This window comes from Microbacterium resistens (assembly GCF_021172025.1).
Classification (GTDB): Bacteria; Actinomycetota; Actinomycetes; order Actinomycetales; family Microbacteriaceae; genus Microbacterium; species Microbacterium resistens.
In genome coordinates, this window is the sequence record NZ_CP082781.1 from 360,042 (window position 1) to 386,935 (window position 26,894).

Below are 26,894 nucleotides of genomic sequence, written 5' to 3' on the forward strand. Positions count from 1 at the left end.
AGGAGAGAGCCATGCCCAGGGAACGCGGGGAGAAGGTCGTCGCGACCAATCGTCGTGCCCGTCACGACTACAACCTCGAGAAGTCGTACGAGGCGGGGCTGGTGCTCACCGGCACGGAGGTGAAGTCGCTGCGTCAGGGACGCGCGAACCTCACCGACGGCTATGCGTTCGTCAAGGGCGGCGAGGCGTTCCTCGACGCCGTGCACATCCCGGAGTACTCGCAGGGACACTGGACGAACCACTCCGCCAAGCGGATCCGGAAGCTCCTGCTGCACAAGGAGGAGATCGCCAAGCTCGCGCACGCGGTCTCAGCGGGCGGCTACACCCTCGTGCCGCTGCGACTGTACTTCTCCGACGGCCGCGCCAAGGTCGAGATCGCCCTCGCCAAGGGCAAGCGCGAGTTCGACAAGCGCCAGACGCTGCGCGAGCGTCAGGACACGCGCGACGCGGAGCGGGCCATGCGCCTGCGCAACCGCCTCGGGGAGTGACGCACCACCGCTGACTCGCCCGCCCGGCAACAGGCGAACGCGCGAGAACAGGCATCGAGCGGAGCACGTCGCCTGTTCTCGCGCGTTTGCCTGAGCTCGCGCGGACGCTCGGGATTCGGATTCGGGGTCAGGGGCGCGGATCGAAGCCGAAGACGGAGCCGAGGAACCGGAGTTCGCGCTCGGCGGCGTCGGAGATGGTGGAGGCCTGCCGGAATCCGTGCCCCTCTCCGGGGTACAGCACGTACTCGTGGGGCACCCCGCGCGCGGCCAGGGCGTCGCGGATCGCCTCGGACTGCGCGGGGGGCACGACCCGGTCCTCCTCGCCCTGGAGCAGGAGCACCGGGACGTCGATCCGATCGACGTGCGTGAGCGGCGAACGCGCGATGTAGACGTCCTCGGCCTCCGGGAGCGGGCCGACGAGGCCGTCGAGGTAGTACCGCTCGAAGTCGTGCGTGTCCTCGGCGAGGGCCCGCAGGTCGCTCACGCCGTACCTGCTGATGCCGGCGGCGAAGACGCCTCCGCGGACGAGCGCCGACAGCACCGTCCACCCGCCGGCCGAGCCCCCGCGGATCGCCAGGCGCGCCGGGTCCGCGAGGCCGGAGGCCGCGAGCCCCTCGGCGGCGGCCAGCACGTCGTCGACGTCCGCGATGCCCCACTGCCCGTCCAGGCGCTCCCGGTACGCGCGGCCGTATCCGGTCGAGCCGCCGTAGTTCACCTCCAGCACGCCGATCCCGCGGCTGGTCAGGTACGTGATCCACATCGCCACGGCACCGGAGACATGCGCCGTCGGGCCGCCGTGCACCGAGATGACGAAGGGCGGGAGCTCGTCCTCCGGGGCCGGAGCCGCGGCGTCCGGGTTGGCCGGCAGGTGGGCGAAGGCATGGACCGGACCGTGCGGTCCGGAGAAGGTGAGCGGCCGGGCGCCGGGCACCCACCTCGGGTCGACCGGATCCCCGCCGCGGACGACCTCGGCCGTCGCGGCGTCCAGGTCCACGCGCCACAGCCCGGGCGTGACCTGCGCGCCCTGCCCGGTGAGGAGGAGGTGGGCGCCGTCGGCGTCGACGAGGACGTCCTCAAGGCTGAGGTCTGCCGTCGCGGGGATGTCGAGGAGGCGGACGACCGGATCCTCGCCGGGCTCGATGACGACGAGCTCGTCGGCGCCGTTCGTCCGGACCGCCACGATGCGTCCGTCCTCGAGCGGGCGATACCAGCGCTGCCCCAGCACCCACAGGCCGCCGCCGGTGTCCGCGTCGGCGGGGGCGACGGCGGACGGCCCGCGGCGCACCTCGATCCCGTCCAGGCGCACGCGCTGGAGGTTCCAGCGGCCGCCGGCGTCGTCCGAGAACAGCAGCTCGTCCTCGCCGATCCACTCCGGCTGCAGCGCGGCGTGGGTCCGCAGCGCCGCGACATCGCCCCCGCCGGACGCGGTCACGCACAGACGGGCGCCCTCCCAGGGCATCTCGTGCCCGCTCCACTCCACGAAGGCGACCCGGGAGCCGTCCGGCGACAGGGCGGGATGCGCCCAGAACGCCGAGCCGCGCACGTGCCAGACGAGCGCGTCCTCGTCGTCCGCGGCGGAGCCGTCCCGGGGGATCTCGACGATGCCGCGCCGGTGCGGATCGGGACGGAGGTCCTCGGCGACGGCCAGCAGGCGTCCGCCGCGGACGGAGAGGCCTCCATAGCGGATCCCCGGCGCCGTGAGCGGCACGGGGTCCGAGGCGGGATCGAGCCGGTACACCCGCTGGTCGGAGTCCTCGACGAAGTAGAGGGCGCCCGCGTCGTCGACGGTCCAGGCACCGCCGCCGTACTCGTGCACGCGCGAGCGCGCGCTCCACGGGGCCGGGAGCACGTCGACGATCCCGCCGTCGGCGCGCCGGCGCACCGCGACGCGTCCCCGCTCGGCGGGGATCGACTCGCCCCACCAGATGTCACCACCGACGAAGCGCGCACCGTCGAGGCGGACCCCGGCGACGGCGAGGTCCGCGGCGGACAGCAGGGAGGGCCAGGATCCGTACGGGTCAGACATGCTTCGAGCGTATCGGGGAGCACCGGCCGGATCGCGGCACGGCGAGGTCGGGCGGCTTCGGGGGCCCTGCGGGCCTGCGGTCGCGGCGCGATGACATACGGCGTCACAGAGGATGCGCGGTCGTGGCGTCGCGCTCTACCGTGAGGGTCGAGCACGCGGAGACGTCCTTCGTCCTCCGGGTGCGGTGCGACAGCCGAGCCCGGCACCCGCCCGCGAACGACCAGGATCTGGCGTGCGCGGCCGCCGTCCGACTGCCACCCCGGGAGAGCGAATGTCCTTCGATCCGTCCCTCGGCGTCCCCGCTCCGGAGCCGAGCGAGAGCGTCGACGCCTCGTCCGTCCCCTTCTCGTTCGAGCTGTACCCGCCGCGCAGCGACTCGTCCGAGGCCCTGCACGACACCGTCCGCCATCTCGCGGCAGCCGGGCCGCAGTTCATCTCCGTGACGTACGGCGCCGGCGGTTCGACGGGCGGCCGCTCCCTCGAGGTGCTGCGGTTCATCCGCGAGCACACCGACGTCGAGCCGCTCGCCCACCTGACGTGCGTCGGCAACACCTACGCCGGCGCGACCCGGCTCATCCGCGAGTTCCTGGACGCGGGGATCCTCAGCTTCCTCGCCCTGCGGGGGGACCCGCCGGCGGACGCCGGGGACGGCCCGTTCCTCGGGGACCTGGAGAGCGCCGCGCAGCTCGTGCAGCTGATCGACCGGGTGCAAGCGGAGCGCGCGCCGTACGAGGAGCAGCCGGTCCCGGGCGCGCCGGGAGCGGTCCGCGTGTCGCCGAGGCGACGCGTCCGGATCGCCGTGGCCGCGTTCCCCAAGGGACATCCGCGGTCCGCCCACCGCACCCAGGACGTCGAGGCACTGCTGGCGAAGCAGGCCGCGGGCGCGACCGTCGCCATCACGCAGCTCTTCTTCCACGCGGACGACTATCTGGCGTTCGTCGAGCGGGCGCGTCGCGCCGGCGTGACCATCCCGATCCTGCCCGGCATTATGCCGATCACCTCCCCGGCAAGGTTGAACCGCGTGCTGGAGCTGACGGGCGAGGACCTGCCCAGCGAGCTCGCGATCGCCCTGGAGGTGGAGCCCACCGCGGAAGGACGACGGGAGATCGGGATCCGGTGGGCCGCCGACCTCGTCCGGGACGTCGTCGCCGGGGGAGCGCCCGGCGTGCACCTGTACGCGTTCAACCAGCACACGACCGTCCTGACCGTGCTGGAGGCCGCCGGGCTCCTCCGCCCCCGGGCGGCCCTTCCGACCCGGCCTGCGCGCTAGCCGCCGGCGACCCAGACCTTCGAGACTCCCACCCAGAGAGAGGACCGCCATGACCGCATTCCCCGTAGGAACGATCCTCGGCTACCCCCGCATCGGACCGCGTCGAGAGCTGAAGAAGGCCGTCGAGGCGTTCTGGGCCGGGCGGATCGACCAGCAGGAGCTGGAACGGACCGCTGCGGAGCTGCGCGCGAAGACCCGTGACCGGCTGGCCGCACGCGGCCTCGGTCGCGCCGACTCGGCCATCCCCGAGTCGTTCTCGTTCTACGACCACGTCCTGGACGCGGCGGTGACCGTCGGGGCCATCCCCGAGCGCTTCGAGGACCTCCGCGACGCCGACGGGTCGATCGGTCTCGCGGCCGCGTTCACCATCGCCCGCGGCGAGGGCGAGCGTGCGCCGCTGGAGATGACCAAGTGGTTCGACTCGAACTACCACTACCTCGTCCCGGAGATCGGCCCGCAGACCTCCTTCTCGCTGTCGAGCGAGCGTCTCGTCCGCGAGGTCGAGGAGGCCCGCGCGGCGGGCTTCGTGACGCGTCCGGTCCTCGTGGGGCCGGTGACCCTGCTCGCTCTCGCCAAGGCGGCGGACGGCGCTCCCGAGGGTTTCGACCCGCTCACCCGCCTCGACGACCTCCTTCCCGTGTACGGGGAGCTGCTCGCGCGGCTGCGGGCCGCGGGCGCGGAGTGGGTCCAGCTCGACGAGCCGGCCCTCGTGAGCGAGTCCCTTCCCGCCGCACCGACGATCCTGGGCGCGGCGGCGTCGCGGGCGTACGCGGCGCTCGGCTCCGCGACGGACCGGCCGTCGATCTTCGTGGCCGCTCCGTACGCCTCGCTGGGGGAGAACCTCGCCGTCCTCGCCACGGCCCCGATCGAGGCGATCGGGCTGGATCTCGTCCGCGGGGAGGTCCCGGCGGCGGTTCCGGGGCTGGCGGAGAAGACCCTCGTCGGCGGCGTCGTCGACGGGCACAACATCTGGCGGGGCGACCTCGCCGGGGCGTTCGCACGCCTCGAGGCGCTCCGAGAGCTCGGTGCCGCAGCCGTCTCCGCGTCGACGTCCACCTCGCTCCTGCACGTCCCGCACGATGTCGACGACGAGTCGAAGCTGGATGCCCGCCTGGTCTCGTGGCTCGCCTTCGCGGATCAGAAGGTTGCGCAGGTCGTCACGCTGGCGCAGGGCCTCGTCGAGGGACGCGGCGCCATCGCCGCGGAGCTGGACGCCGCCTCCACGGCCCTGGCGGACCGCCTCGGGGCTCCGGGCGTCCGGGACGGATCGGTGCGGGAGCGCACGGCGGCGCTGACCGCCGAGGACTTCTCCCGCGGCGACTACGAGACCCGCGTGGCCGCGCAGGAGGCCGCCCTGGATCTGCCGAGCCTGCCGCTGACGACGATCGGGTCCTTCCCCCAGACGGGCGAGATCCGCCGGGCCAGGGCGCGCTACCTCCGGGACGAGGTCACGAAGGAGGACTACGAGGACTTCCTGCGCGAGGAGATCCGCCGCGTCATCGACCTCCAGGAGGACCTCGGCCTCGACGTGCTCGTCCACGGGGAGCCGGAGCGCAACGACATGGTCCAGTACTTCGCCGAGCACCTCGACGGCTTCGACGTCACCGAGCACGGGTGGGTGCAGTCCTACGGCTCGCGCGCGACCCGTCCGTCGATCCTCTGGGGGGACGTCTCGCGCCCCGCGCCGATCACCGTCGACTGGTCCGCCTACGCACAGTCGCTCACGGCGAAGCCCGTCAAGGGGATGCTCACCGGACCGGTGACGATCCTCGCCTGGTCGTTCGTGCGCGACGACCAGCCGCTGGCCGAGACCGCGAACCAGGTGGCCCTGGCGCTGCGCGACGAGATCGCCGACCTCGAAGCAGCCGGGATCGGCGTCATCCAGGTGGACGAGCCGGCGCTGCGCGAGCTCCTGCCGCTGAAGAAGGACGATCAGCCGGCGTACCTGCGGTGGTCGGTGGACTCCTTCCGTCTGGCCACGGCCGGCGCCGCGCCGGCGACGCAGGTGCACACGCACCTCTGCTACTCCGAGTTCGGCGTGGTCATCGACGCGATCCGCGCCCTCGACGCCGACGTCACCTCGATCGAGGCCGCGCGCAGCCGCATGGAGGTCGTCGCGGACATCGCGGGCTCCGGATTCGATCACGGGATCGGTCCCGGCGTGTACGACATCCACTCGCCGCGCGTCCCCAGCGCGGACGAGGTCGAGGCCCTGCTGCGCCGCGCCGTCGCGGAGATCCCGGAGCGTCAGCTCTGGGTCAACCCGGACTGTGGGCTGAAGACCCGCGGCTACGAGGAGACCAACGCCTCCCTGCGCAACATCGTGGAGGCGACCCGTCGCGTCCGTGCCGAGGTCCCGGCCGCGGTCTGAGCGGTCACAGGAAGAGGCGCCCTCCCGCGGGAGGGCGCCTCTTCTCGCACCGGGCCGGCGCGCGGATTCAGACGGCGCGCAGGACCGCGACGACCTTGCCGAGCACCACGGCGTCGTCGCCGAGGATCGGCTCGAACGCGGAGTTGCGCGGGAGCAGCCACGTGTGCCCGTCGCGCTGGCGGAACGTCTTCACCGTCGCCTCGCCGTCCAGCATCGCCGCGACGATCTCGCCGTTGTCGGCGGTGTTCTGCGACCGCACGACGACCCAGTCGCCGTCGCAGATGGCCGCGTCGATCATGGACTCGCCGGACACCTTGAGCATGAACAGGTCGCCCTTGCCGACCAGCTGGCGCGGGAGCGGGAAGATCTCCTCCACCTGCTGCTCGGCCGTGATCGGGATGCCCGCGGCGATGCGGCCGACCAGCGGCACCAGGGCGGCGTCGCCCACGGACGGCGCCGTGTCCGCCGGGTTCTCGCCCGCGGTGCCGGGGAGGTCGATCAGCACCTCCATCGCCCGGGTCTTGCCCGGATCGCGCCGCAGGTAGCCGCTCAGCTCGAGCTGGCCGAGCTGGTGCGTGACGCTGGAGAGGGACTTGAGCCCCACGGCGTCGCCGATCTCGCGCATGCTCGGCGGGTAGCCGTGCCGCGCGATCGAGGTCTGGATCACCTCGAGGATCGCCATCTGCTTGGCGCTGAGGCTCTTGCGGCGTCGCGTGCGGGGGATGTCTGCGTCGGTCGTGGCGCCGTCGCTCATGGCTGATCCTCCAGGTGCTTGCGGGCGTCGGGACCCGAGGCGGATTCGAATGTCGGTGGTCCGTGATGGGCTTCCGATATCGAAACCGTATCCGAGTACTCGCCGGATGCGGAAGATCTGTTCGAGCGTGTCGGGATCCCGTCCGAAGGTTTTCTCGAAGAACGGTTGACAGATGTTCGAATTCGAAGATAGGTTCGGTACGTAGGTTCACCTCGACGGTGGACCAGACGTCGAGATCCCCGAAGGAGCAGACGACATGAGCAGCATCACCCTCACCCCGGCCCCGCGCACCCAGCTGCGTCTCACCGTCCGGGGTCGCCGCGTGCTGGCCGGTCTCGTCGCTGTCCCGGTCGCCGCGGCGATCGGCTTCGCGGTCCTCAGCGGCGGCTCCGCGCTCGCCTCGGGAGAGGCGTCCACGCCGGGGTCCTTCGCCACCGTGACCGTCATGCCGGGTGACACCCTGTGGTCCATCGCGGCCGAGGTCGCCCCGGAGTCCGATCCTCGTGACGTGGTGGACGCCATCGCTCGCCTCAACCTGGTGGATCCGGGCGCCCTGGTGGTCGGCGACGAGCTGTCGATCCCCGCGGAGTACGCGGCCGGCCGCTAGCCGGTCGCCGACTCAGGCCTCTGTCCGAAGCGTCATCTGGAGTCCCCGGCTCGGCTCCGCGCCTACGATGGTGAGGGTGACCGTCTCCCTCGATGACCTGCCGCTACGCGACGACCTCCGCGGCCTCCGCCCCTATGGTGCTCCGCAGGCTCCGCTTCCTGTCGCGCTGAACGTGAACGAGAACACGCATCCGGTCCCGGATGCGGTGGCCGACGACATCCTCGATGACATCGCCGTCGCGCTTCACGAGGTGAACCGGTACCCCGACCGGGAGTTCACGCCCCTGCGCGAGGCGTTCGCCTCCTACCTCGGGCACGATCTCGACGCCGCGAACATCTGGGCGGGGAACGGGTCGAACGAGGTGCTGCAGCACATCCTGCAGGCCTTCGCAGGACCCGGGCGCACCGTCTTCGGCTTCGCGCCGACGTACTCGATGTACCCGCTGCTCGCACAGGGGACCGGGGCGCGGTGGGTGGCGGGGGAGCGTCAGCCCGACTACACCGTCTCGGTCGACGACGCGGTCGCGCAGGTCGCGGCCGCCGATCCCGATGTCATCCTGCTGTGCGCGCCGAACAACCCCACCGGGACCCCCCTTCCGCTTGAGCTGATCGAGGCGGTGTACGAGGCGTCCCGCGGTGTCGTGGTGGTGGACGAGGCCTATCAGGAGTTCGCGCCGCACGAATCGCCGTCCGCGCTGACCCTGCTGCCGGGCCGGGAGCGCCTCGCGGTATCGCGGACGATGAGCAAGGCGTTCGCGTTCGCCGGCGCCCGGGTCGGGTATCTGGCCGCCGATCCCGCGTTCATCGACGCGCTGCGGCTCGTGCGCCTGCCGTACCACCTCAGCGGCCTCACGCAGGCGGCGGCGGTGGCCGCGCTGCGAAACGCCCCGACGATGCTCGCGATGGTCGACGAGATCGTGGTCCAGCGGGATCGGATCTCGGCGACACTCGAGGCTCTCGGGTACCGCCCGCACGAGTCCTGGACGAACTTCGTGCTCTTCGGCGGCGTCGCGGATCCGGCGGCCACGTGGCGGGCGCTGTACGACCGCGGCGTCCTCATCCGCGACGTCGGGATCCCCGGGCACCTGCGCGTCACCGCGGGGACGGAGGCCGAGACGACGGCGTTCCTGGACGCCCTGGCCTCGGTAGGATCGGCAGCATGACCGCCCGCACCGCCCGCCGCGACCGCGCGACCTCGGAGTCGACGGTGGAGGTCGAGCTGAACCTCGACGGCTCCGGCCGCAGCAGCATCGACACGTCCGTCCCGTTCTTCGACCACCTGCTGACGGCGTTCGCCAAGCACTCGCTGACGGACCTGGCCGTGCGCGCCTCCGGGGACACGCACATCGACGCGCACCACACCGTGGAGGACGTCTCGATCGTGCTCGGTCAGGCGATCCGCGAGGCGCTCGGCGACAAGAGCGGGATCTCCCGCTACGGCGACGCGCTCGTGCCGTTGGACGAGGCGCTCGCGCAGGCCGTCGTCGACATCTCGGGACGACCGTATCTGGTGCACGACGGCGAGCCGAGCGGGTTCGAACTGCACCTCATCGGCGGCCACTTCACGGGTTCGCTCGTGCGGCACTCCTTCGAGGCGATCACGTTCCACGCCGGACTCACCGTGCACGTGCGGGTGCTCGGCGGACGCGATCCGCACCACATCGCCGAGGCCGAGTTCAAAGCGTTCGCGCGGGCGTTCCGTCAGGCGAAGGCCGCCGATCCGCTCGTCGACGGCATCCCCTCGACGAAGGGCGCGCTGTGACGCGAGCCGGTGCCGCCCCTCGGGTCGTGGTCTTCGACTACGGCTCCGGCAACGTGCACTCCGCGGTCAAGGCGCTGCAGGAGGCCGGGGCGGAGGTCGAACTGACGGGCGACCGCCGGGCTGCCCAGGAGGCTGACGGGCTGGTCGTCCCCGGTGTCGGGGCGTTCGCGGCGGTCCGTGAGGCCCTCGCGGCGCAGCGCGGCGACGAGCTCATCGAGCGTCGCCTGGCCGGCGGGCGTCCGGTGCTCGGGATCTGCGTCGGCATGCAGGTGCTCTTCGAGCACGGCGTCGAGCGCGGCGTCGACGTGGAAGGGCTCGGGGAGTGGCCGGGTGCGGTCACGGAGCTCGAGGCGCCCGTGCTGCCGCACATGGGCTGGAACACCGTCTCGCCCGGCGAAGGCAGCGTGCTGTTCCGTGGTCTGGAGGACGAGCGGTTCTACTTCGTGCACTCCTTCGCCGCGCAGCGCTGGGAGCTGGAGGCGACGGGGCCGTTCGCGTCGCCCGTCCTGACCTGGACGACGCACGGCGTGCCGTTCCTGTCGGCGGTGGAGAACGGTCCGCTGTCGGCGACGCAGTTCCACCCCGAGAAGTCGGGGGAGGCCGGGATCCGGCTGCTGCGCAACTGGCTCGGAAGCCTCTAGTTCTCACGGCGCCGCCATGGCGCCCGCGTCCCTCGCTCAGAGCCCCCGTGCGACGGCGGCCCCGGCGGCCAGCCATGCGCGCTGGGTCGCCGGTGCCAGCGCGCCGTAGCGGAGGTGTCCGTCCACCATCTCGTGGTCGAACGGAATGCTGACGACCTCCCGCGCGAGCGGACGATATCCCTCGACGACATGACGGACATCGCCCGAGGTTGCCTTCGGGTCGGCCTGCGACACGACCACCACGGACTGGCGCGCCAGCCGTGCGGATCGGTCGTCCCGCTCCTCCAGCGCCTCGAGCAGCAGCGCCCCGGCCTCGGCGTGATCGTCGCGGGTGGTGGTGGCGACCACGAGCTGGTCCGCGTGGTCCACCATCCGCAGCCACATCGGGTCCGACTCGTCGTTGCCGGAGTCGATGATGATGAGCCGGTAGAACTTGGCGGCCACGGCGTGGATCGCGTCCACGTCTGCCGGGTGCAGCCGGTTCTCGTGCGCAAGCCGGATCGGCTTGGAACGCAGCACGTCGTACTTCTCCCGGGGCTGGTGGTGCACGAAGTCCGTGAGATCCGCGGACCGGGCCCCGAGGCCGAGGAGACGCTCGGTCTCCGGCAGCATCTCCAGCAGGGTGCGATCGTGGTCGCCGCCCGCCGTGCGCCAGCCGAGGGTCCCGCGCGTCTGGTTGTTGTCCCAGGCGAGGACACCGGCTCCGCCGAACCGGGCGAAGACCGCGGAGAGGAGCACGGTCGTCGGGGTCTTTCCCGCCCCGCCCTTGCCGTTGACGACGGCGATCGTGCGGGGACCGGACCAGTGGCGGCTGACGGCCTTCTCGTCGTCGCGCGCGGACTGCTCCGCGGCGCCGGGCCGCAGCCGCAGGCCCAGTCGGTTCAGCGTGCCCCGCACGCCCTCGCGCGCGGGCTCCTCGGGACGCGGATCGGTCTGGAGGAACGATGCGCGCTCCCCGGCCTCGCGCTGCTGGCGGCGGGTCGGCTGCTCGGGAGTCCCCGTCGGGGCGGCGCCGACCGGGGCAGCCGGCATCGGCGGGGTCGCGGTCGGCGGCTCGGTGTCCGGCGTCTCGTCGGCCGCCGGCGCGCTCCGCCGGTAGCGAGGAACGTCCGCCGAGGTCACCGGTGCCGGTGCGGAATCCGGTCCGGCGGCGGACGGCGAGGACCCGGACGGGACCGGGGGAGCCGAGGGAAGGGGAGCAAGCGGGGGCTCACCCGTCGGACCGGGGGTGCCGTCGATCGGCGTCTCGTACTCAGGCGCTTCGGACATTTCTGAGAGCCTAGCGGCATTTGAGGCGCGACCCACGCGGGGGTACCCTCGGTTCTCGTGCCCGCACCGGGCGTTTCCCTCCCTTTCATCAAGGACGACATGAACGACTTCGCGTCAATCCCCTCGCTGACCCTCCTCCCCGCCGTGGATGTCGCCGGCGGACAGGCCGTGCGTCTCACCCAGGGGGAGGCCGGCTCGGAGACGAGCTACGGCGACCCCATCGACGCGGCGGCGGAGTGGGCCGACCAGGGGGCGCAGTGGATCCACCTCGTGGATCTGGACGCCGCCTTCGGGCGGGGCAACAACGCCGCGCTCCTGCGCAAGGTGATCAAGCGCTTCCCGAGCGTCAACGTCGAGCTCTCCGGGGGCATCCGCGACGACGCGAGCCTGGAGGCCGCTCTGGACAGCGGTGCCGCGCGCATCAACCTCGGAACGGCGGCGCTGGAGAACCCGGAGTGGGCGGCGGACGTCATCGCCCGGTTCGGCGAGGCGATCGCCGTGGGTCTGGACGTGCGCGGCACGACGCTCGCCGCGCGCGGATGGACGAAGGAGGGCGGGGACCTCTGGACCGTGCTCGATCGTCTGGAGGACGCCGGATGCAGCCGCTACGTGGTCACGGACGTGACCAAGGACGGCACGCTCAAGGGCCCGAACCTGGAGCTCCTCCGCGAGATCACGGCGCGCACCCCCAAGCCGATCGTGGCCTCCGGCGGCATCGCGACTCTGGACGACATCGCCGCCCTTCGCGAGCTGGTGCCGCTGGGCGTCGAGGGCGCCATCGTCGGCAAGGCCCTGTACGCCGGGGCGTTCACCCTGGCCGAGGCGCTGGATGTCGCCGGAGACTGACGCGCACGGCTGCGAGCACGGTTCTCCCGGCGAGGATCACGGCTCCCCGGGCGGCACGGCGGACTCCGCAGGCGTCCCATGGGCGGGGCGTCGCTTCGAGGACAACGCCCACGCCGCCGACGACGGTTCCGCGGATCCCGCGCTGCTCGCCGCTCTCACCGGCTTCCGTGCCGGTGAGCTCCCGCAGGAGGCCGTGGTCGACGCCTTCCGTCAGGCGCGCGTGCTCGTGCCGCTCGTCGCCGAGAAGGGCGACGAGGGGATCGGGCCGACCGGTCTGCGGGTCGACAAGACGCAGGAGCTCTCCCTCGTGACGGTCGCGGCGCCGGACGGCCGTCGTGTCCAGCCGGTGTTCACCTCGGTCGAGACGATGTCCCGATGGGACGCCAAGGCGCGTCCCATCCCGGTGGCGGCGACGCGCGTGGCGCTCGCGGCGTCCTCGGAGGACACGGAGCTGATCGTCGTCGATCCGACCTCGGCGACCGAGTTCGTCATCCGGCGCCCTGCCGTCTGGGCGATCGCGCAGGCGCAGCCGTGGGAGCCGAGCCCCGTGTCCCCGGAGGTCTTCCAGGGCCTGCAGGACAGCGTGGCCGCGGAGCTCGCCGTGATCGACGTGGCCGTGTCGCCGGGGGACCCCGAAGCGAGGCTGAGAGGCCCCGAGCTGGTCGTGACGCTGGATCTCGTGGACGGGCTGGATCGCGAGGTGCTGGACGCCGTGCTCGCGCGGCTGGCGCAGCGGTGGGCCGCCGACGATCGGATCGCCGTTCTCGTCGACTCACTCACCGTGAAGCTGCGCAAGAGCGCCTGAGTCGCCTCGCTCCGCGGTGCCGGCGGGGTCAGGTGACCGGGCCGGTCCACTTCTCGCCGGGGCCCTGACCGATCGGATCGGGGATCGTGGACGCCTCGCGGAAGGCCAGCTGCACCGAGCGCAGTCCGTCGCGGAGAGAGCGCGCGTGCATGTCGCTGATCTCCGGTGCCGCCGCGGTGATGAGTCCGGCGAGGGCGTTGATGAGCTTGCGGGCCTCGTCGAGGTCCATCTGGGACTCCGGGTCGTCGGCCAGTCCGACCTTCACCGCGGCCGCGCTCATCAGGTGGACCGCCGTGGTCGTGATGACCTCGACCGCCGCGACGTCGGCGATGTCGCGGGTCGCGGCTCCGACCGATTCGTCGCCCGCCGTGTCGGCGGGTGCGTCGTCATGGTGGTCGTGGTCGGCGTGAGTCGTCACGGAGGGCTGCCTTCTGGTAGACTTCTGCGGGCTCCGGGGCGTTCCGCTCCGGCACGAAAGAGGATTCGATTCCCACCCGCGCTTGCCGCTCCAGGCTACCGGGTCCAGCACTCCGCCGGCGCGAGCCGGTAGGCCTCGACAAGAGGCAAGGGTGCGGCCGATGTCTGAACGTCGGCCGGGTGGGGAGACTCCGATTTCGCCCGCGATCTCCGATCGCGGTGGCCGAAACCCTCGTCTAAGGAGTTCCGCATCAGCGATCCCCGCACCAATGAGCGCATCCGCGTCCCCGAGGTCCGCCTCGTCGGGCCCGCGGGTGAGCAGATCGGCGTCGTCCGCATCGAGGCGGCGCTGCGTCTCGCACAGGAAGCCGACCTCGACCTCGTCGAGGTCGCTCCGAACTCGAAGCCGCCCGTGGTCAAGATCATGGACTACGGCAAGTTCAAGTACGAGGCTGCGCAGAAGGCCAAGGAGGCCCGTCGCAACCAGGCCAACACGATCCTCAAGGAAGTCCGCTTCCGTCTGAAGATCGAGGCGCACGACTACACGACCAAGCTCAAGCGCGCCGAGGGCTTCCTCAAGGCCGGCGACAAGGTCAAGGCGATGATCCTGTTCCGCGGTCGCGAGCAGTCGCGTCCGGAGCAGGGCGTGCGCCTGCTGAAGAAGTTCGCCGAGGACGTGGCCGAGTTCGGGACCGTCGAGTCGAACCCGACCATCGACGGACGAAACATGGTCATGGTCATCGCCCCGGTCAAGAACAAGTCCGAGGCCAAGGCCGAGCAGAACGCCGTCCGCGCCGCCAACAAGCAGGCGGCGCGCGAGGCCAAGGCGGGCGCGCCGACGCCGGCCGAAGACGCGGAGTGACCGACCGGTCGCCTCGCCCACAGACCCCCGCGTCCACGCGGGTGAACCCTGTCGCCTGACACAGGCGCCATACGAAGGAAGAGAAGATGCCGAAGCAGAAGACCCACTCGGGGGCCAAGAAGCGCTTCAAGATCACCGGTAGCGGGAAGCTGAAGAAGCAGCAGGCGAACATGCGCCACAACCTCGAGCACAAGTCGAGCCGCCGCACCCGTCGTCTGAACCAGGACCAGGTGCTCTCGAAGAACGACACCAAGGTCGCCAAGAAGCTCCTCGGCCGCTGACGCGCCGAACGCAGGAATAGGAACACAGGAAAATGGCTAGAGTCAAGCGCGCCGTCAACGCGCAGAAGAAGCGTCGCGTCATCCTCGAGCGCGCCTCCGGTTACCGTGGGCAGCGTTCGCGCCTGTACCGCAAGGCGAAGGAGCAGGTCACCCACTCGCTCGTCTACGCGTACCGCGACCGCCGCAAGCGCAAGGGCGACTTCCGTCGTCTGTGGATCCAGCGCATCAACGCCGCTGCCCGCCAGAACGGCATCACCTACAACCGCTTCATCCAGGGTCTCGGCCTCGCCGGGGTCCAGGTCGACCGCCGCATGCTCGCCGAGCTCGCGGTCAACGAGCCGGCCACGTTCGCCTCGCTCGTCGAGACGGCGAAGAAGGCTCTGCCTTCGGACGTGAACGCTCCGAAGTCGGCTGCGTAAGCACCTCTCTCCGAGACGGGCGCTCCCCTGGGCGGGGGCGCCCGTCTCGTCATCTGTGCGGGGGAGTGGGGCGGCCTGGGCGCGGGATGTCAATAGACTGTCCCCGTGCTGGAGAATCCCCGGTCCCCGCGCGTCCGAGCCGTCGCGAAGCTCACCAAACGCAGTGCCCGTACCGAGACCGGGCTGTTCCTCCTCGAAGGACCGCAGGCGGTGCGCGAGGCCCTCGCGTACCGCGCCGACGCGATCGTCGACCTGTTCGCGACTCCCACGGGCTGGGAGAAGCACCCGGACATCCGCGCTTCCGCGGAGGAGCACGGGGTCGGCGTGGAGTACGTCACCGAGTACGTGCTGGGAGCGATGGCGGACACCGTCACGCCGCAGGGACTGGTGGCGGTCGCCCGGCAGACCCCGACGTCCGTGCGCGACATCTTCGCCGCGGGCCCACGGCTGCTCGCGATCTGCGAGGAGGTCCGCGATCCCGGGAACCTCGGCACGATCATCCGCGCCGCGGACGCGTCCGGCGCGGACGGCGTCGTGCTCACCGGCCGCACGGTCGACCCCTACAACCCGAAGGTCGTCCGGGCGACGACCGGGTCGCTGTTCCACCTGCCGATCTCGGTCGGCGGCGATCTCGCCGACGTGGTGAACCGCGCGCACGAGGCCGGTGTCCAGGTCCTCGCCGCGGATGTGAAGGGCGAGGATCTGCTCGCCGCGCGTGCCGAGGGCGTGCTGGACGGGCCCACGGCCTGGCTCTTCGGGAATGAGGCGCGCGGGCTCGAGCCCGGGGCGCTGTCCCTCGCCGACCGCGCGCTCAAGCTGCCCATCTTCGGCCGCGCCGAGTCGCTCAACCTCGCCACGGCGGCGAGCGTGTGCCTGTACGAGAGCGCATTCGCTCAGCGCGCCGGCTCGGACTGACCGTCGGGGGCGCCGGCCGGAGCCGACGCTCAGGGGCGTGCGAGCCGCCGCGCGTCCGCCGCGCGCTCATTACAAGTTTGTAAACGGCGCGTGGGTGGTTGGCGGATCGGATCCGCGCCCGTAGGTTTATGGCATGGCAGAGAGCAATGGCGCTGCGCGCCTGGAGACCCCCTCGGCAGGTACGGGCGCCGGCTCGCCCCTCGTGGTGGTGGAGAACGTCCAGAAGCACTACGGCGATTTCCAGGCACTCACCGACATCGACCTGCAGGTCGCGAAGGGCGAGGTCGTGGTCATCATCGGGCCCTCGGGGTCCGGCAAGTCCACGCTCTGCCGGACGATCAACCGGCTCGAGACGATCACGAGCGGCTCGATCCGCATCGACGGCAAGGAGCTTCCGGCCGAGGGCAAAGGACTCGCGAACCTGCGCGCCGAGGTGGGGATGGTGTTCCAGTCCTTCAACCTGTTCGCCCACCTGACGATCCTCGAGAACGTGACGCTGGGGCCGATCAAGGTGCGCGGCCTCAAGAAGGCGGATGCCGAGAAGGAGGCCATGCAGCTCCTGGAGCGCGTGGGCGTCGCACAGCAGGCGTCCAAGCTTCCCGCGCAGCTGTCGGGCGGCCAGCAGCAGCGTGTCGCGATCGCCCGGGCGCTGGCGATGCATCCCAAGGTCATGCTGTTCGACGAGCCCACCAGCGCGCTGGACCCCGAGATGATCAACGAGGTCCTGGACGTCATGGTGGAGCTCGCGCGCGAGGGCATGACGATGATCGTGGTCACGCACGAGATGGGCTTCGCCCGCAAGGCCGCCAACCGGGTGGTCTTCATGGCGGACGGACGCATCGTCGAGGAGGCGACGCCCGAGGAGTTCTTCACGAACCCCCGGAGCGACCGCGCCAAGGACTTCCTGTCCAAGCTCCTCACCCACTGAGCCCCCGGCACGGCCGCGGGGGGAAGACCGGACACCGAGACTCAGCACCGAGAGAAGGAGAATCACATGCGACGTACACGAGGACTCGCCGCGGTCGGCATCGCGGCGGCGGCGCTGCTCGCCCTGACCGCCTGCAACAGCGGCAGCCCGGCAAGCCCCGGCGGCGGAACCGGCGGCGGTGAGGAGACCGGTGGCAGCGACAAGCCGCTGTTCGAGGTCGCCACCGACGTGACGCTCGAGGGCAGCCCCACCTTCGACAAGATGACGAAGGCGGGCAAGGTCACGATCGGCGTGAAGGAGGACCAGCCGGGACTCGGCTACCTGGACGCGACGACGGGGGAGCGCTCGGGCTTCGACATCGACATCGCTCGGTGGATCGCGGCTTCCCTGGGCTTCGGCGACGACAAGATCGAGTTCAAGCCGATCGCCTCCGCCAACCGTGAGCAGGCGATCGTGAACGGGGACATCGACTACTACGTCGGCACCTACTCGATCAACGACAAGCGCAAGGAGCTCATCGACTTCGCGGGCCCGTATTTCGTCACCGGCCAGGGGCTCCTGGTCGCGAAGGACGCTCCCGAGGCCGACAAGATCGAGGACTTCAACGGGAAGACGGTGTGCTCCGCGACCGGCTCCACGCCGATCCAGAACATCAAGGCCAACTTCCCCGAGATCAAGACGCAGGAGTACGACCTGTACTCCGCCTGCGTGCAGGACCTGCTGGACGGCAAGGTCGACGCCGTGACGACGGACCAGGCGATCCTCATCGGCTACGCGGCGCAGTACCCCGACGAGATCAAGGTCACGGGCGGTCTCTTCACGGAGGAGCGCTACGGCGTGGGCCTCACCAAGGGCGACACCGCGCTGAAGGACCACATCAACGCCCTCTTCACGGACGGCGGCGAGACGTGGAAGGCGATCTTCGACAAGAACCTGGGCTCGTCCGGGATCGAGGTCGAGCAGCCCGCTGTCGACAAGTGACCCGCGAGGGCGGTCCGAGCCGGTCTCGGGCCGCCCTCCTCTGACATCGAGAAGGGGAGGGTGACGTGGACGTCATCTTCGGGAACCTCGACCTGTGGGGCGAGGCGATCGGCAACACCCTGCTGGTCTTCGTGATCGGCGGGATCATCGCGCTGGTGCTGGGCATCATCGTCGGCGCGATGCGTGTCTCGCCGGTGCCGATCGCCCGCGGCGTGGGCACGGTCTACGTGAACACCGTGCGGAACACCCCGCTGACGCTCGTCTTCTTCTTCTTCGTCTTCGGCTACCCGCAGCTCGGGCTGCCCGACCTGTCCAACACGGTCCTGGGCATTCTCGCCATCGGGATCTACACGGCCACGTACGTCGCCGAGGTCCTACGGGCGGGGATCAACACCGTGCCGGTCGGCCAGGCCGAGGCGGCCCGGGCGATCGGACTGCCCTTCGGCCAGGTGATGACCCTGGTGGTCCTGCCCCAGGCGTTCCGCTCGGTCGTGCCGCCGATGATGAGCGTGTTCATCGCCCTGCTGAAGAACACCACCGTCGCCGCCGGCTTCTCGATCGCGGAGCTCGCCGCGCTGCGGGCCACGATCAACGACGCCGCTGATCGTCCCGGCAACCCGATGGAGGTCCTGCTCTGGGTCGCCGTCGTGTTCGTCCTGCTCGTCCTGCTGATGAGCTGGCTGCAGCGTCATCTCGAGAACCGATGGAGGATCGCGCGATGAGTTCCGTCCTGTACGACGTCCCCGGGCCCCGGGCCGTCGCCCGCAACCGCATCCTCGCCGTGGTCACGATCCTCGTGGTCCTCGCTGCCATCGGCTTCGTCGTCTACCGGATGTTCGTGACCGGGCAGTTCGACGCGCAGAAGTGGTACGTCTTCACCTTCACGAACGTCTGGGCCGGCATCGGCAAGGCGCTCGGGGCGACGCTCGGCGCGTTCGGGCTCGCCGCCGTGCTGAGCCTCGTCCTGGGGTTCCTCCTGGCGATCGGGCGCCTGTCCGATCACGCGTGGGTCCGCGTGCCCGTCACGGTCGTCACCGAGCTGTTCCGAGCCGTCCCGGTGCTCGTGTTCATGATGCTGCTGTACTACGGTCTCCCCGTCGTGGGGATCCGGATGGAGCCGTACTGGGCGGTCGTGATCGGCCTCATGGTCTACAACGGGTCGGTCCTCGCCGAGGTCCTCCGCGCCGGTGTCGAATCGCTGCCGAAGGGGCAGAAGGAAGCCGGCTACGCCATCGGTCTGCGAAAGAGCGGGGTGATGCGTCTGGTGCTGCTGCCGCAGGCCATTCGCGCCATGCTGCCGGTCATCGTGGCCCAGCTCGTCGTGACGATGAAGGACACCGCGCTCGGCTTCATCATCACGTACCCCGAGCTGCTGTACTACGCGAAGCTCCTCAGCTCCCAGCAGGGACGCCCGATCCTGCAGTCGGCGTTCGTGATCGGCGGCATCTACATCGTGATGTGCCTCATCCTCTCCGGCGTGGCGAAGTGGCTGGAGATCCGCACGCGCCGGTCGCCGAAGCTGCGCGCCATCGCCGGCGGGGGGACGGAGGACGATCCGCGGACGCACGGGGAGGGCACCGTCACGGAGCTCATCGCCCTGCAGAAGGGCGCAGGAAGGCACGACGGGACGTCGATCTGACCCCCGGACGGGCCCACGCCTCGCGCTGAGCGGGCGGGCGCGGGCGCGCCGGTAGACTCGTGTCTCGTGTCTGACGTTCCCCACGCTCCTGCAGAGATCACCCCGGAGGCGGTGGAGTCCGCCGTCGCCGCCGCGCTGGAGGCGATCGGCGCGGCGTCCGATTCCGCCGAGCTGAAGGCGGCCCGCACAGCGCACGTCGCGGAGGGGTCGCCGCTGGCGGTCCTGAACGCGTCGATGCGCCAGGTCGCCCCCGAGCACAAGGCCGCGTTCGGAAAGCTCATCGGCCAGGGGCGCGGGCGGGTGACCCAGGCGCTGGCGGCCAAAGAGGCCGAGATCGCCGCGGCCGAGACGGCCGCGCGGCTCGAGGCCGAGCGCGTGGACATCACCGCGCTCGCCGCGCGCACACGGCCCGGTGCCCGTCATCCGCTGGGGCTGCTGGAGGACGAGGTCTGCGACATCTTCGTCGGCATGGGCTGGGAGATCGCGGAGGGGCCGGAGCTCGAGCACGAGTGGTTCAACTTCGACGCCCTGAACTTCGACGAGGACCACCCGGCGCGTCAGGAGCAGGACACGTTCTACGTGGATCCCGCCGCGCGCCACCTGGTGATGCGCACGCACACGAGCCCGGTCCAGGTGCGCTCGATGCTCGACCGAGAGGTCCCCATCTACGTGCTGTGCCCGGGGCGCGTCTACCGGACCGACGAGTTCGACGCCACCCACCTCCCCGTCTTCACGCAGTTCGAGGGCCTGGTCGTGGACAAGGGGATCACGATGGCCCATCTGAAGGGCACGCTCGACCACTTCGCGCGCCAGCTCTTCGGACCCGAGGCGAAGACGCGACTGCGCACCAACTACTTCCCGTTCACCGAGCCCTCGGCGGAGCTCGACCTGTGGCACCCGACCTTCAAGGGCGGTGCCCGCTGGATCGAGTGGGGCGGCTGCGGCATGGTGAACCCGAACGTGCTGCGCGCGGCGGGGATCGACCCCGAGGTCTACAGCGGCTTCGCGTTCGGGATGGGGATCGAGCGGGGCCTGATGTTCCGCAGCGATGTGAAGGACATGCGCGACATGGCCGAGGGCGATGTCCGCTTCAGCGAGCAGTACGGGATGGTGGTGTGATGCGCGTCCCGCTTTCGTGGCTGCGTGAGTACGTGGACGTGGCGGCCGACGCCACGCCGGACGACGTCCTGGCGGCGCTGGTGCGCGTCGGCTTCGAGGAGGAGGACGTCCACCGCTTCGAGATCTCGGGGCCCGTCGTCGTCGGTCAGGTGCTGTCCTTCGACGAGGAGCCGCAGTCCAACGGCAAGACCATCCGCTGGTGCCAGGTGGACGTCGGCGAGGCCGAGCCGCGCGGCATCGTCTGTGGTGCGCACAACTTCGCCGTCGGGGACAAGGTCGTCGTGACCCTGCCCGGTGCGGTCCTTCCCGGTCCGTTCCCCATCGCGGCGCGCAAGACCTACGGTCACGTCTCGGACGGCATGATCGCCTCGGCGCGCGAGCTGGGCCTGGGCGACGAGCACAACGGGATCCTCATCCTGTCCGAGCTCGGCGTCGACGCGCCCGTCGGCACCGACGCGATCGGCCTGCTCGGCCTGGACGACGTCGCGGTCGAGATCAACGTCACCCCGGACCGGGGATACGCGTTCTCGCTCCGCGGCGTCGCCCGAGAGTACGCCCACGCAACCGGCGCGGCCTTCCGGGACCCCGCCGAGCGGGACTTCGCCGAGCTGCAGCCCGGCTCCGGCCACGCCACCGTCGTGGACGACCGCGCCCCCATCCGCGGACGCGTGGGGGCGAGCGAGTTCGTCACGCGCGTGGTGCGGGACGTCGACCCCTCACGCCCGACGCCGCCGTGGATGATCGCCCGGCTCGCCCTAGCGGGGATGCGCTCGCTGGGCGTGCTGATCGACATCACGAACTACGTCATGCTCGAGCTCGGCAACCCCATCCACGGCTACGACCTGGACAAGCTCCGGGGCGACATCACGGTGCGTCGCGCCCAGCCGGGAGAGAAGCTGACGACGCTCGACGGACAGGAGCGCACCCTCCATGGGGAGGACCTGCTGATCACGGACGAGTCCGGTCCCATCGGCCTCGCGGGCGTGATGGGCGGTGGCACGACCGAGATGGGCGACACCACCCGGAACGTTCTGATCGAGGCGGCCACGTTCGACCCGACGACGATCGCGCGCACGGCTCGGCGGCACAAGCTGCCGAGCGAGGCGTCCAAGCGGTTCGAGCGCGGCGTCGATCCGCTCATCCCGTTCGTGGCGGCGCGTCGCGTCGCCGATCTCATGGTCGAGCTCGCCGGCGGAACGCTCACCGACGAGGGGGGTGCCCTGTTCGCCGAGGTGGTCGTCGAGGGCATCGATCTGCCCGCAGGGTTCGTGCCCGGACTCATCGGCGTGGCGTACTCGGACGACGAGATCGTGGGCGCTCTGGAGACGATCGGCGCGGAGGTCACGGCCACGGACACCGGGTGGCAGGTCATCCCGCCGACCTGGCGGCCTGACCTCACGGACAAGTGGACACTGGCGGAGGAGGTCGCGCGCATCCACGGCCTGGATCGGATCGGCTCCGTGCTGCCCACCCCACCGTCCGGCCGCGGCTACACCCCGCTGCAGCGGGGACGACGCCGCGTCCTGAACGCCCTGGCCGCGGGCGGCTTCGTCGAGACGCCGTCCTTCCCGTTCACGACGCAGGAGCAGAACGACCTGCACGGATCCGCTGACGGCTCCCGCATCGCGGGGGTCCGCCTGGCGAACCCGCTGGACGGACAGGCGCCGTACCTGCGCCGCTCGCTCGTCCCCGGCCTGCTGCAGACCGCGCATCGCAACATCTCGCGCGGCCTCACGGACCTCGCGATCTTCGAGGCGGGGGCGGTCTTCCTGCCCGTGGACGGGGTGACATACGGCACCGACGCCGTCCCGCCGCTGGGGGAGCGGCCCTCGGACGAGACGCTGGCGGCGCTGAACGCGTCGATCCCGCCGCAGGCTCGGCACCTCGCTGTGCTGCTCACCGGCAACGTGTCCCCGCGTCAGCCAGGCCGCCCGGCGGAGGCGGCGGGGATCGCGGACGGCCTGGATGCGGTGCGCCTCATCGCCGTCGCGGCAGGCGTGGAGATCGAGGTCGCACAGGGACGCCGAGAGGCGCTGCACCCCGGACGGACCGGTGTCCTCACCGTGCGCGGCGAGGAGGTGGGCTATGTCGGCGAGCTGCACCCGCAGGTCGCCGCCGACGCGGACCTCCCGGGGCGCGCGGTCGTGCTCGAGATCGACCTGGACCGCGTGCTGTCCCTGACCGGTGAGCGGATCGTGGCGGCGTCGCTGTCCACCTTCCCGGCGGCGACGCAGGACGTCTCGCTCGTCGTCCCCGTCGAGACGCCCGCGGCGCACGTGCGCGCCGCTCTCGCGGAGGGCGCCGGCACGCTGCTGGAATCACTGCGTCTCGTGGACGACTACCGCGGCGAGGGCGTGGGGGAGGGCGAGAAGAGCCTGACCTTCGCGCTCCGTTTCCGTGCCGACGACCGCACGCTGACCGCCGCTGAGGCGACGGAGGCGAAGCTGGCCGGCGTCCGCGTCGCCGCCGAGCGATTCGGGGCGACCATCCGCGACTGATCCCGTCCGTCGGGCGCGGTGCTGCGGCCGGTGCCCGTGTGCCGCGGATACGGTCGGGGGATGACAGATCTCGTCCCTCACGTGACCGCGCGCACGGCGCCGGACGGTGCCCGTCCCCTGGGGCAGGCGCCCTTCCTCGCTCCCGGCACCCAGGTCGACTGGCACTACCGCAAGCCCGGTTGGCGGGACGGTGACGCGTCCAGCATCGCCCCGATGCGTGTCGTCCGGGACGACGAGCGCGGGCTGGTCGCCTGGCTCGCCCCGGGGACGCTCCTGGAGGGGATGGGCGGACCGGACGGCCGACGGATCCGCACGGTCCCGCTGGAGAGGCGCTGGCTGGAGCCGCGCACGCGGATCGTGGAGGAGTGGTGGGGCAACGGCGTCCTGCGCATCGCCCCGACGGCCACACCCTGGTCCGTCTGGCTGTTCTGGGCGGTGGCCGGGACGGCGGACGACCCCGATGCGTGGGAGTTCGCGGGGTGGTATGTGAACCTCGAGAACGCCCATGAGCGGGTCGGCGCCTCGACCTTCAGCTCGGACCATGTGCTCGACGTGGAGATCGGGGCGGACGGCACGATCGGTCTCAAGGACGAGGACGAGCTGGTGGAGGCGATCAGGCAGGGGAGGATCGCGCCGGACGAGGCGGAGCTCATCCGTGCGCACGCGGACGCCGCCATCGCGTCGTTCCGCGAGGGGGCGTGGCCGTTCGACCCCGAATGGACGCGCTGGCGTCCCGATCCGGACTGGACGACCCCTCGGCTCACGGACCTCCCTCCCGCGCGGTCGGTGTGAGGCCCGCCCCGCCGACTCCTCGGGATCGCTAGACTGCGAGCAGTGACACGGGGTGCCGCATCGCGCGGCTGAGATCACACCCGTCGAACCTGATCTAGTTCGTACTAGCGAAGGGATGTCGCGTGAGCGATCGTCTGCGTCCATCGTCCGCCGGGCCCGTGGCCGAGGCCACCGGGGATCTCCTCCGCGCACTGCGCGAGAGCCCGCCTCTGACCCAGTGCATCACCAACGCGGTCGTGACGGGGTTCACCGCGAACGTGCTGCTCGCGCTGGGAGCCGCTCCCGCCATGACCGACATCGTCGGGGAGGCCGGGATGTTCGCCGGGATCGCCTCCGGACTCCTGGTGAACCTCGGCACGCCGACGCCGGAACAGCGCGCCGCGAGCGTGGAGGCCGTCGGCGCCGCACGGGCCGCCGGGACCCCCTGGGTGCTGGACCCGGTCGCGGTCGGCGCACTTCCGGTCCGCACGGCGCTGGCGCGCGACCTGGTCGCGATGCGTCCCACGGCCGTGCGCGGGAACGCCTCGGAAATCCTCGCCCTTGCCGGCCGCGGCGGCGGGGGACGCGGCGTCGACGCGATCGACACGACCGAGGCCGCGGCGGATGCGGCCGCCGACCTCGCGAGGCAGCACGGATGCGTCGTGGCCGTCTCGGGCCCCGTCGACCTCGTGGTCGACGGCGAGCAGAGCATCCGGATCGCGAACGGCGACGTGCTGCTCACCCGCGTCACGGGCGGCGGATGCGCCCTGGGCGCGGTCATGGCGGCGTTCCTTGGCACCGCGCGGGGCACCGGACACACCCCCGCGACGGCGGTGGCGGCGGCGACGCTCGCGTACACGATCGCGGCCGAGGACGCGGCGCGGGAAGCGAGCGGACCGGGGTCCTTCGCGGTAGGGCTTCTCGATGCGCTGGCCTCGCTCGATCCTGCCTCCGTGGCGGAGCGCGCGCACACGACCTCGGCGTTCGCGCCGGAGGCGACGGCATGAGCGGCCTGGACCCCCGCGACCTCGCCCTCTACCTCGTCACGGATGCGGCGCTGGCCGGGCCGCGCGGCGTCGCCCACGTCGTGGCCGCCGCCGTCGACGGCGGGGTGCGGATCGTGCAGCTCCGAGAGAAGCACGCCCCCGACGCCGCGGTCGCCGCCCAGCTCGTGGAGCTCTCCGACGTCATCGGCGGCCGGGCGCTCCTGCTCGTCGACGACCGCATCGACGCGGCGGTGGAAGCGCGTCGACGCGGGGCGCGGGTCGACGGTGTCCATCTCGGGCAGTCGGACGCGTCGGTGCTCCGCGCGCGGGAGATGCTCGGGCCGGATGCCGTCATCGGGCTCACCGCGAACACCCGCGCGCATCTCGACGGCGTCCGCGCGCTTCCCGAGGGGACCGTGGACTACCTCGGCGTGGGCGTCATCCGGCCGACGGCGACCAAGCCGGATCATCCGCCGGCGCTCGGGGTCGACGGCTTCGCCGCTCTCGCCGCCGAGAGCCCGGTGCCGTGCGTGGCGATCGGCGGGATCACCGCGGAGGACGTGCCGGCCCTGCGCGCAGCGGGCGCTGCCGGCGTCGCCGTGGTGTCGGCGCTCTGCGCGGCGCCGGATCCCCGCGAGGCCGCCCGGGAGCTGCGTCGGCGCTGGCGACGCCCCGGTCCCGCCCGCGTCCTCAGCATCGCCGGCAGCGATCCCTCCGGAGGCGCGGGGATCCAGGCGGACCTGAAGTCCATCGCCGCGCACGGCGGGTACGGGATGGCGGCGATCACCGCGCTGACGGCCCAGAACACGCGGGGCGTCCGCGGGGTCCACGTGCCGGACCCCGTCTTCCTGCGTGCGCAGCTCGACGCGATCGCCGACGACATCGAGATCGACGCCGTGAAGATCGGCATGCTCGCCACTTCCGAGGTGATCGAGACGGTCGGGGACTGGCTGGCGCAGTCGCGTCCGCCGGCGGTCGTGGTGGATCCGGTGATGGTGGCCACGAGCGGTGACCGGCTGCTGGACGCCCGCGCCGAGCGGGCGCTCACCGAGCTGCTCCGCCGGGCCGATCTGATCACCCCCAACCTCGCCGAGCTGGCAGTGCTCACCGGCGAGCCGACGGCGCCGACGTGGACCGAGGCGCTCGCGCAGGCCGGGCGCCTGTCCGCCACGCTGGGCGTCGCGGTCCTGGTGAAGGGCGGCCACCTCCCCGGTGCCGACGCGCCCGACGCCCTGGTGCGCGGCAGCGACGTCCGCGAGTTCCCCGGTCACCGCATCGAGACCACGGCCACGCACGGCACCGGGTGCTCCCTGTCGGCGGGCATCGCGACCCGCCGCGCTCGCGGGGAGGACTGGGCCGAGGCGGTCAGGCGGACGCGGCAGTGGCTGCGGGACGCGCTCCGCGGCGGCGAGGCCCTGGGCGTGGGGGCGGGACACGGACCCGTCGATCACTTCGTCGGGCAGCACCCGGCGGCGGACGCGTCCGGCGCGGCGCCGGACGCGCGGGAGATCGAGGCGGAGTGGTGGGCGGCGATCGCTCCCGTCCGCGCCGCGATCGACGATCTGCCTTTCATCCGCGGCCTCGCCGAGGGGACGCTGTCGGACGCCGACTTCCGCTCCTACCTGGCCCAGGATGCGCTGTACCTGCGCGACTACGCACGCGTGCTCGCAGCGGCCTCGCGCTCGGCGCCGTCCTCCACGGAGCAGGCGTTCTGGGCGGAGGCCGCACGCGGGGCCATCGAGGGCGAGCTGGAGCTGCATGCGCAATGGCTGATGCCGGGCGCGGACAAGGGGCCGGGGCCGGAGGGGGGAGAGGGCGCCGGAAAGCGCGAGACGGTGTTCTCGGCGGCGCCGGGGCCGATCACCACGGCGTATCTGGACCACCTGCGCGCCGTGGCGTTCGACGCGGAGCACGCCGTGCTGATCGCTGCTCTGCTGCCGTGCTTCTGGCTGTACACGGATCTCGGCGTCCGCCTGCAGTCGGGGGAGCTGGGGGCGCAGGCGCAGGATCCCGGGCATCCCTACGCGAGCTGGCTGGCGACCTACGCCGATCCTGCCTTCGCCGAGGCGACGCGGACCGCCATCGACATCGTCACCGGCGCGGCGGCCTCGGCCGGGGCGCGCACCCGCCGGCGGATGCGCGCGGCATTCGTCCGGTCGGCGGAGCTGGAGCACGCGTTCTTCGCGGCGCCGCTCGCGGCGGGGGAGCGAGAGCGCGAGCGCGTGGGCGCGTGAGCGGAG

Annotated in this window: 26 protein-coding genes and 1 riboswitch; of the genes, 22 read left to right on the top strand and 4 right to left on the bottom strand. The window is 71.7% G+C overall.

Annotated features, from left to right (window positions below; translation table 11 throughout):
- The first annotated feature begins 11 nt into the window (after positions 1-11).
- Positions 12-488, top strand: a complete 477-nt coding sequence (gene smpB / locus K8F61_RS01685; RefSeq protein ID WP_231820477.1) for an SsrA-binding protein SmpB — start codon at positions 12-14, stop codon at positions 486-488.
- Between the two features lie 127 nt (positions 489-615).
- Here the strand turns inward: smpB and K8F61_RS01690 are convergent, their stop codons facing one another.
- On the bottom strand, positions 616-2,514 hold the full coding sequence (locus tag K8F61_RS01690) for a S9 family peptidase (protein ID WP_231820478.1): 1,899 nt from the start codon (positions 2,512-2,514) through the stop codon (positions 616-618).
- Between the two features lie 271 nt (positions 2,515-2,785).
- Here K8F61_RS01690 and K8F61_RS01695 point away from each other — a divergent pair, with 271 nt between their 5' ends.
- A complete protein-coding gene (locus tag K8F61_RS01695) occupies positions 2,786-3,784 on the top strand; it encodes a methylenetetrahydrofolate reductase (protein ID WP_231820479.1) in 999 nt (332 codons plus the stop codon).
- Between the two features lie 49 nt (positions 3,785-3,833).
- Positions 3,834-6,155, top strand: a complete 2,322-nt coding sequence (metE, locus tag K8F61_RS01700) for a 5-methyltetrahydropteroyltriglutamate--homocysteine S-methyltransferase (protein ID WP_231820480.1) — start codon at positions 3,834-3,836, stop codon at positions 6,153-6,155.
- A gap of 67 nt (positions 6,156-6,222) precedes the next feature.
- Here metE and lexA read toward each other — a convergent pair whose 3' ends face one another.
- Positions 6,223-6,909, bottom strand: a complete 687-nt coding sequence (gene lexA, locus K8F61_RS01705) for a transcriptional repressor LexA (RefSeq protein WP_219084948.1) — start codon at positions 6,907-6,909, stop codon at positions 6,223-6,225.
- A 256-nt stretch (positions 6,910-7,165) separates the two neighbouring features.
- Here lexA and K8F61_RS01710 point away from each other — a divergent pair, with 256 nt between their 5' ends.
- The 4 genes from K8F61_RS01710 to hisH all read left to right on the top strand — a co-directional run bounded on the left by K8F61_RS01710 (position 7,166) and on the right by hisH (position 9,918).
- On the top strand, positions 7,166-7,516 hold the full coding sequence (locus tag K8F61_RS01710; RefSeq protein WP_067243498.1) for a LysM peptidoglycan-binding domain-containing protein: 351 nt from the start codon (positions 7,166-7,168) through the stop codon (positions 7,514-7,516).
- Between the two features lie 67 nt (positions 7,517-7,583).
- Positions 7,584-8,678: a histidinol-phosphate transaminase gene (locus K8F61_RS01715; RefSeq protein ID WP_231820481.1), complete on the top strand. Its 1,095-nt coding sequence runs from the start codon at positions 7,584-7,586 to the stop codon at positions 8,676-8,678.
- Positions 8,675-9,277 (top strand): imidazoleglycerol-phosphate dehydratase HisB, encoded by a 603-nt coding sequence (gene hisB, locus K8F61_RS01720; protein ID WP_231820482.1) that lies wholly within the window; start codon positions 8,675-8,677, stop codon positions 9,275-9,277. The genes K8F61_RS01715 and hisB overlap by 4 nt, the downstream gene beginning before the upstream one ends.
- Positions 9,274-9,918: an imidazole glycerol phosphate synthase subunit HisH gene (gene hisH, locus K8F61_RS01725; RefSeq protein ID WP_067243495.1), complete on the top strand. Its 645-nt coding sequence runs from the start codon at positions 9,274-9,276 to the stop codon at positions 9,916-9,918. Before hisB ends, hisH begins: the two co-directional genes overlap by 4 nt.
- A gap of 36 nt (positions 9,919-9,954) precedes the next feature.
- On the opposite strand, the gene K8F61_RS01730 is transcribed toward hisH, so the two are convergent.
- On the bottom strand, positions 9,955-11,187 hold the full coding sequence (locus K8F61_RS01730) for a MinD/ParA family ATP-binding protein (protein WP_231820483.1): 1,233 nt from the start codon (positions 11,185-11,187) through the stop codon (positions 9,955-9,957).
- 99 nt (positions 11,188-11,286) lie between these two features.
- Here K8F61_RS01730 and priA point away from each other — a divergent pair, with 99 nt between their 5' ends.
- Positions 11,287-12,033 (top strand): bifunctional 1-(5-phosphoribosyl)-5-((5-phosphoribosylamino)methylideneamino)imidazole-4-carboxamide isomerase/phosphoribosylanthranilate isomerase PriA, encoded by a 747-nt coding sequence (gene priA, locus K8F61_RS01735; RefSeq protein ID WP_067243493.1) that lies wholly within the window; start codon positions 11,287-11,289, stop codon positions 12,031-12,033.
- A complete protein-coding gene (locus K8F61_RS01740; RefSeq protein ID WP_067243492.1) occupies positions 12,017-12,838 on the top strand; it encodes an SseB family protein in 822 nt (273 codons plus the stop codon). Before priA ends, K8F61_RS01740 begins: the two co-directional genes overlap by 17 nt.
- Positions 12,839-12,866: 28 nt before the next feature.
- Here the strand turns inward: K8F61_RS01740 and K8F61_RS01745 are convergent, their stop codons facing one another.
- Positions 12,867-13,256 carry a DUF1844 domain-containing protein gene (locus K8F61_RS01745; RefSeq protein ID WP_067243491.1) on the bottom strand — a complete coding sequence of 130 codons (390 nt, stop codon included), beginning with the start codon at positions 13,254-13,256 and terminating at the stop codon, positions 12,867-12,869.
- A 249-nt stretch (positions 13,257-13,505) separates the two neighbouring features.
- On the opposite strand from K8F61_RS01745, the gene infC reads away from it, so the two are divergent.
- From infC to K8F61_RS01810, 13 genes are all read left to right on the top strand, one after another.
- Positions 13,506-14,117: a translation initiation factor IF-3 gene (infC, locus tag K8F61_RS01750; protein WP_084344372.1), complete on the top strand. Its 612-nt coding sequence runs from the start codon at positions 13,506-13,508 to the stop codon at positions 14,115-14,117.
- Positions 14,118-14,203: 86 nt separating this feature from the next.
- On the top strand, positions 14,204-14,398 hold the full coding sequence (gene rpmI / locus K8F61_RS01755) for a 50S ribosomal protein L35 (protein WP_067243489.1): 195 nt from the start codon (positions 14,204-14,206) through the stop codon (positions 14,396-14,398).
- A 32-nt stretch (positions 14,399-14,430) separates the two neighbouring features.
- Entirely contained in the window at positions 14,431-14,817 is a 387-nt protein-coding gene (gene rplT / locus K8F61_RS01760) for a 50S ribosomal protein L20 (protein WP_067243488.1), read from the top strand.
- Positions 14,818-14,922: 105 nt separating this feature from the next.
- Entirely contained in the window at positions 14,923-15,732 is an 810-nt protein-coding gene (locus K8F61_RS01765; protein ID WP_067243487.1) for a TrmH family RNA methyltransferase, read from the top strand.
- Positions 15,733-15,865: 133 nt separating this feature from the next.
- Positions 15,866-16,660, top strand: a complete 795-nt coding sequence (locus K8F61_RS01770; protein ID WP_231820484.1) for an amino acid ABC transporter ATP-binding protein — start codon at positions 15,866-15,868, stop codon at positions 16,658-16,660.
- Positions 16,661-16,726: 66 nt separating this feature from the next.
- A complete protein-coding gene (locus K8F61_RS01775; RefSeq protein WP_231820485.1) occupies positions 16,727-17,641 on the top strand; it encodes a glutamate ABC transporter substrate-binding protein in 915 nt (304 codons plus the stop codon).
- 65 nt (positions 17,642-17,706) lie between these two features.
- Positions 17,707-18,363 carry an amino acid ABC transporter permease gene (locus K8F61_RS01780; RefSeq protein ID WP_067243484.1) on the top strand — a complete coding sequence of 219 codons (657 nt, stop codon included), beginning with the start codon at positions 17,707-17,709 and terminating at the stop codon, positions 18,361-18,363.
- On the top strand, positions 18,360-19,280 hold the full coding sequence (locus K8F61_RS01785; protein ID WP_067243483.1) for an amino acid ABC transporter permease: 921 nt from the start codon (positions 18,360-18,362) through the stop codon (positions 19,278-19,280). Before K8F61_RS01780 ends, K8F61_RS01785 begins: the two co-directional genes overlap by 4 nt.
- A gap of 66 nt (positions 19,281-19,346) precedes the next feature.
- The gene (gene pheS / locus K8F61_RS01790) at positions 19,347-20,399 is read left to right on the top strand and encodes a phenylalanine--tRNA ligase subunit alpha (RefSeq protein WP_067243482.1); all 1,053 of its coding nucleotides are present in this window, start codon (positions 19,347-19,349) and stop codon (positions 20,397-20,399) included.
- Positions 20,399-22,897, top strand: a complete 2,499-nt coding sequence (pheT, locus tag K8F61_RS01795) for a phenylalanine--tRNA ligase subunit beta (RefSeq protein WP_231820486.1) — start codon at positions 20,399-20,401, stop codon at positions 22,895-22,897. The genes pheS and pheT overlap by 1 nt, the downstream gene beginning before the upstream one ends.
- Before the next feature lie 60 nt (positions 22,898-22,957).
- Positions 22,958-23,689 (top strand): ribonuclease FAU-1 family protein, encoded by a 732-nt coding sequence (locus K8F61_RS01800; protein WP_231820487.1) that lies wholly within the window; start codon positions 22,958-22,960, stop codon positions 23,687-23,689.
- 38 nt (positions 23,690-23,727) lie between these two features.
- Positions 23,728-23,822: riboswitch (TPP riboswitch) on the top strand.
- On the top strand, positions 23,812-24,675 hold the full coding sequence (gene thiM, locus K8F61_RS01805) for a hydroxyethylthiazole kinase (protein WP_231820488.1): 864 nt from the start codon (positions 23,812-23,814) through the stop codon (positions 24,673-24,675). Its footprint overlaps the riboswitch before it by 11 nt.
- On the top strand, positions 24,672-26,888 hold the full coding sequence (locus tag K8F61_RS01810) for a bifunctional hydroxymethylpyrimidine kinase/phosphomethylpyrimidine kinase (RefSeq protein WP_231820489.1): 2,217 nt from the start codon (positions 24,672-24,674) through the stop codon (positions 26,886-26,888). The genes thiM and K8F61_RS01810 overlap by 4 nt, the downstream gene beginning before the upstream one ends.
- Positions 26,889-26,894 lie beyond the last annotated feature (6 nt).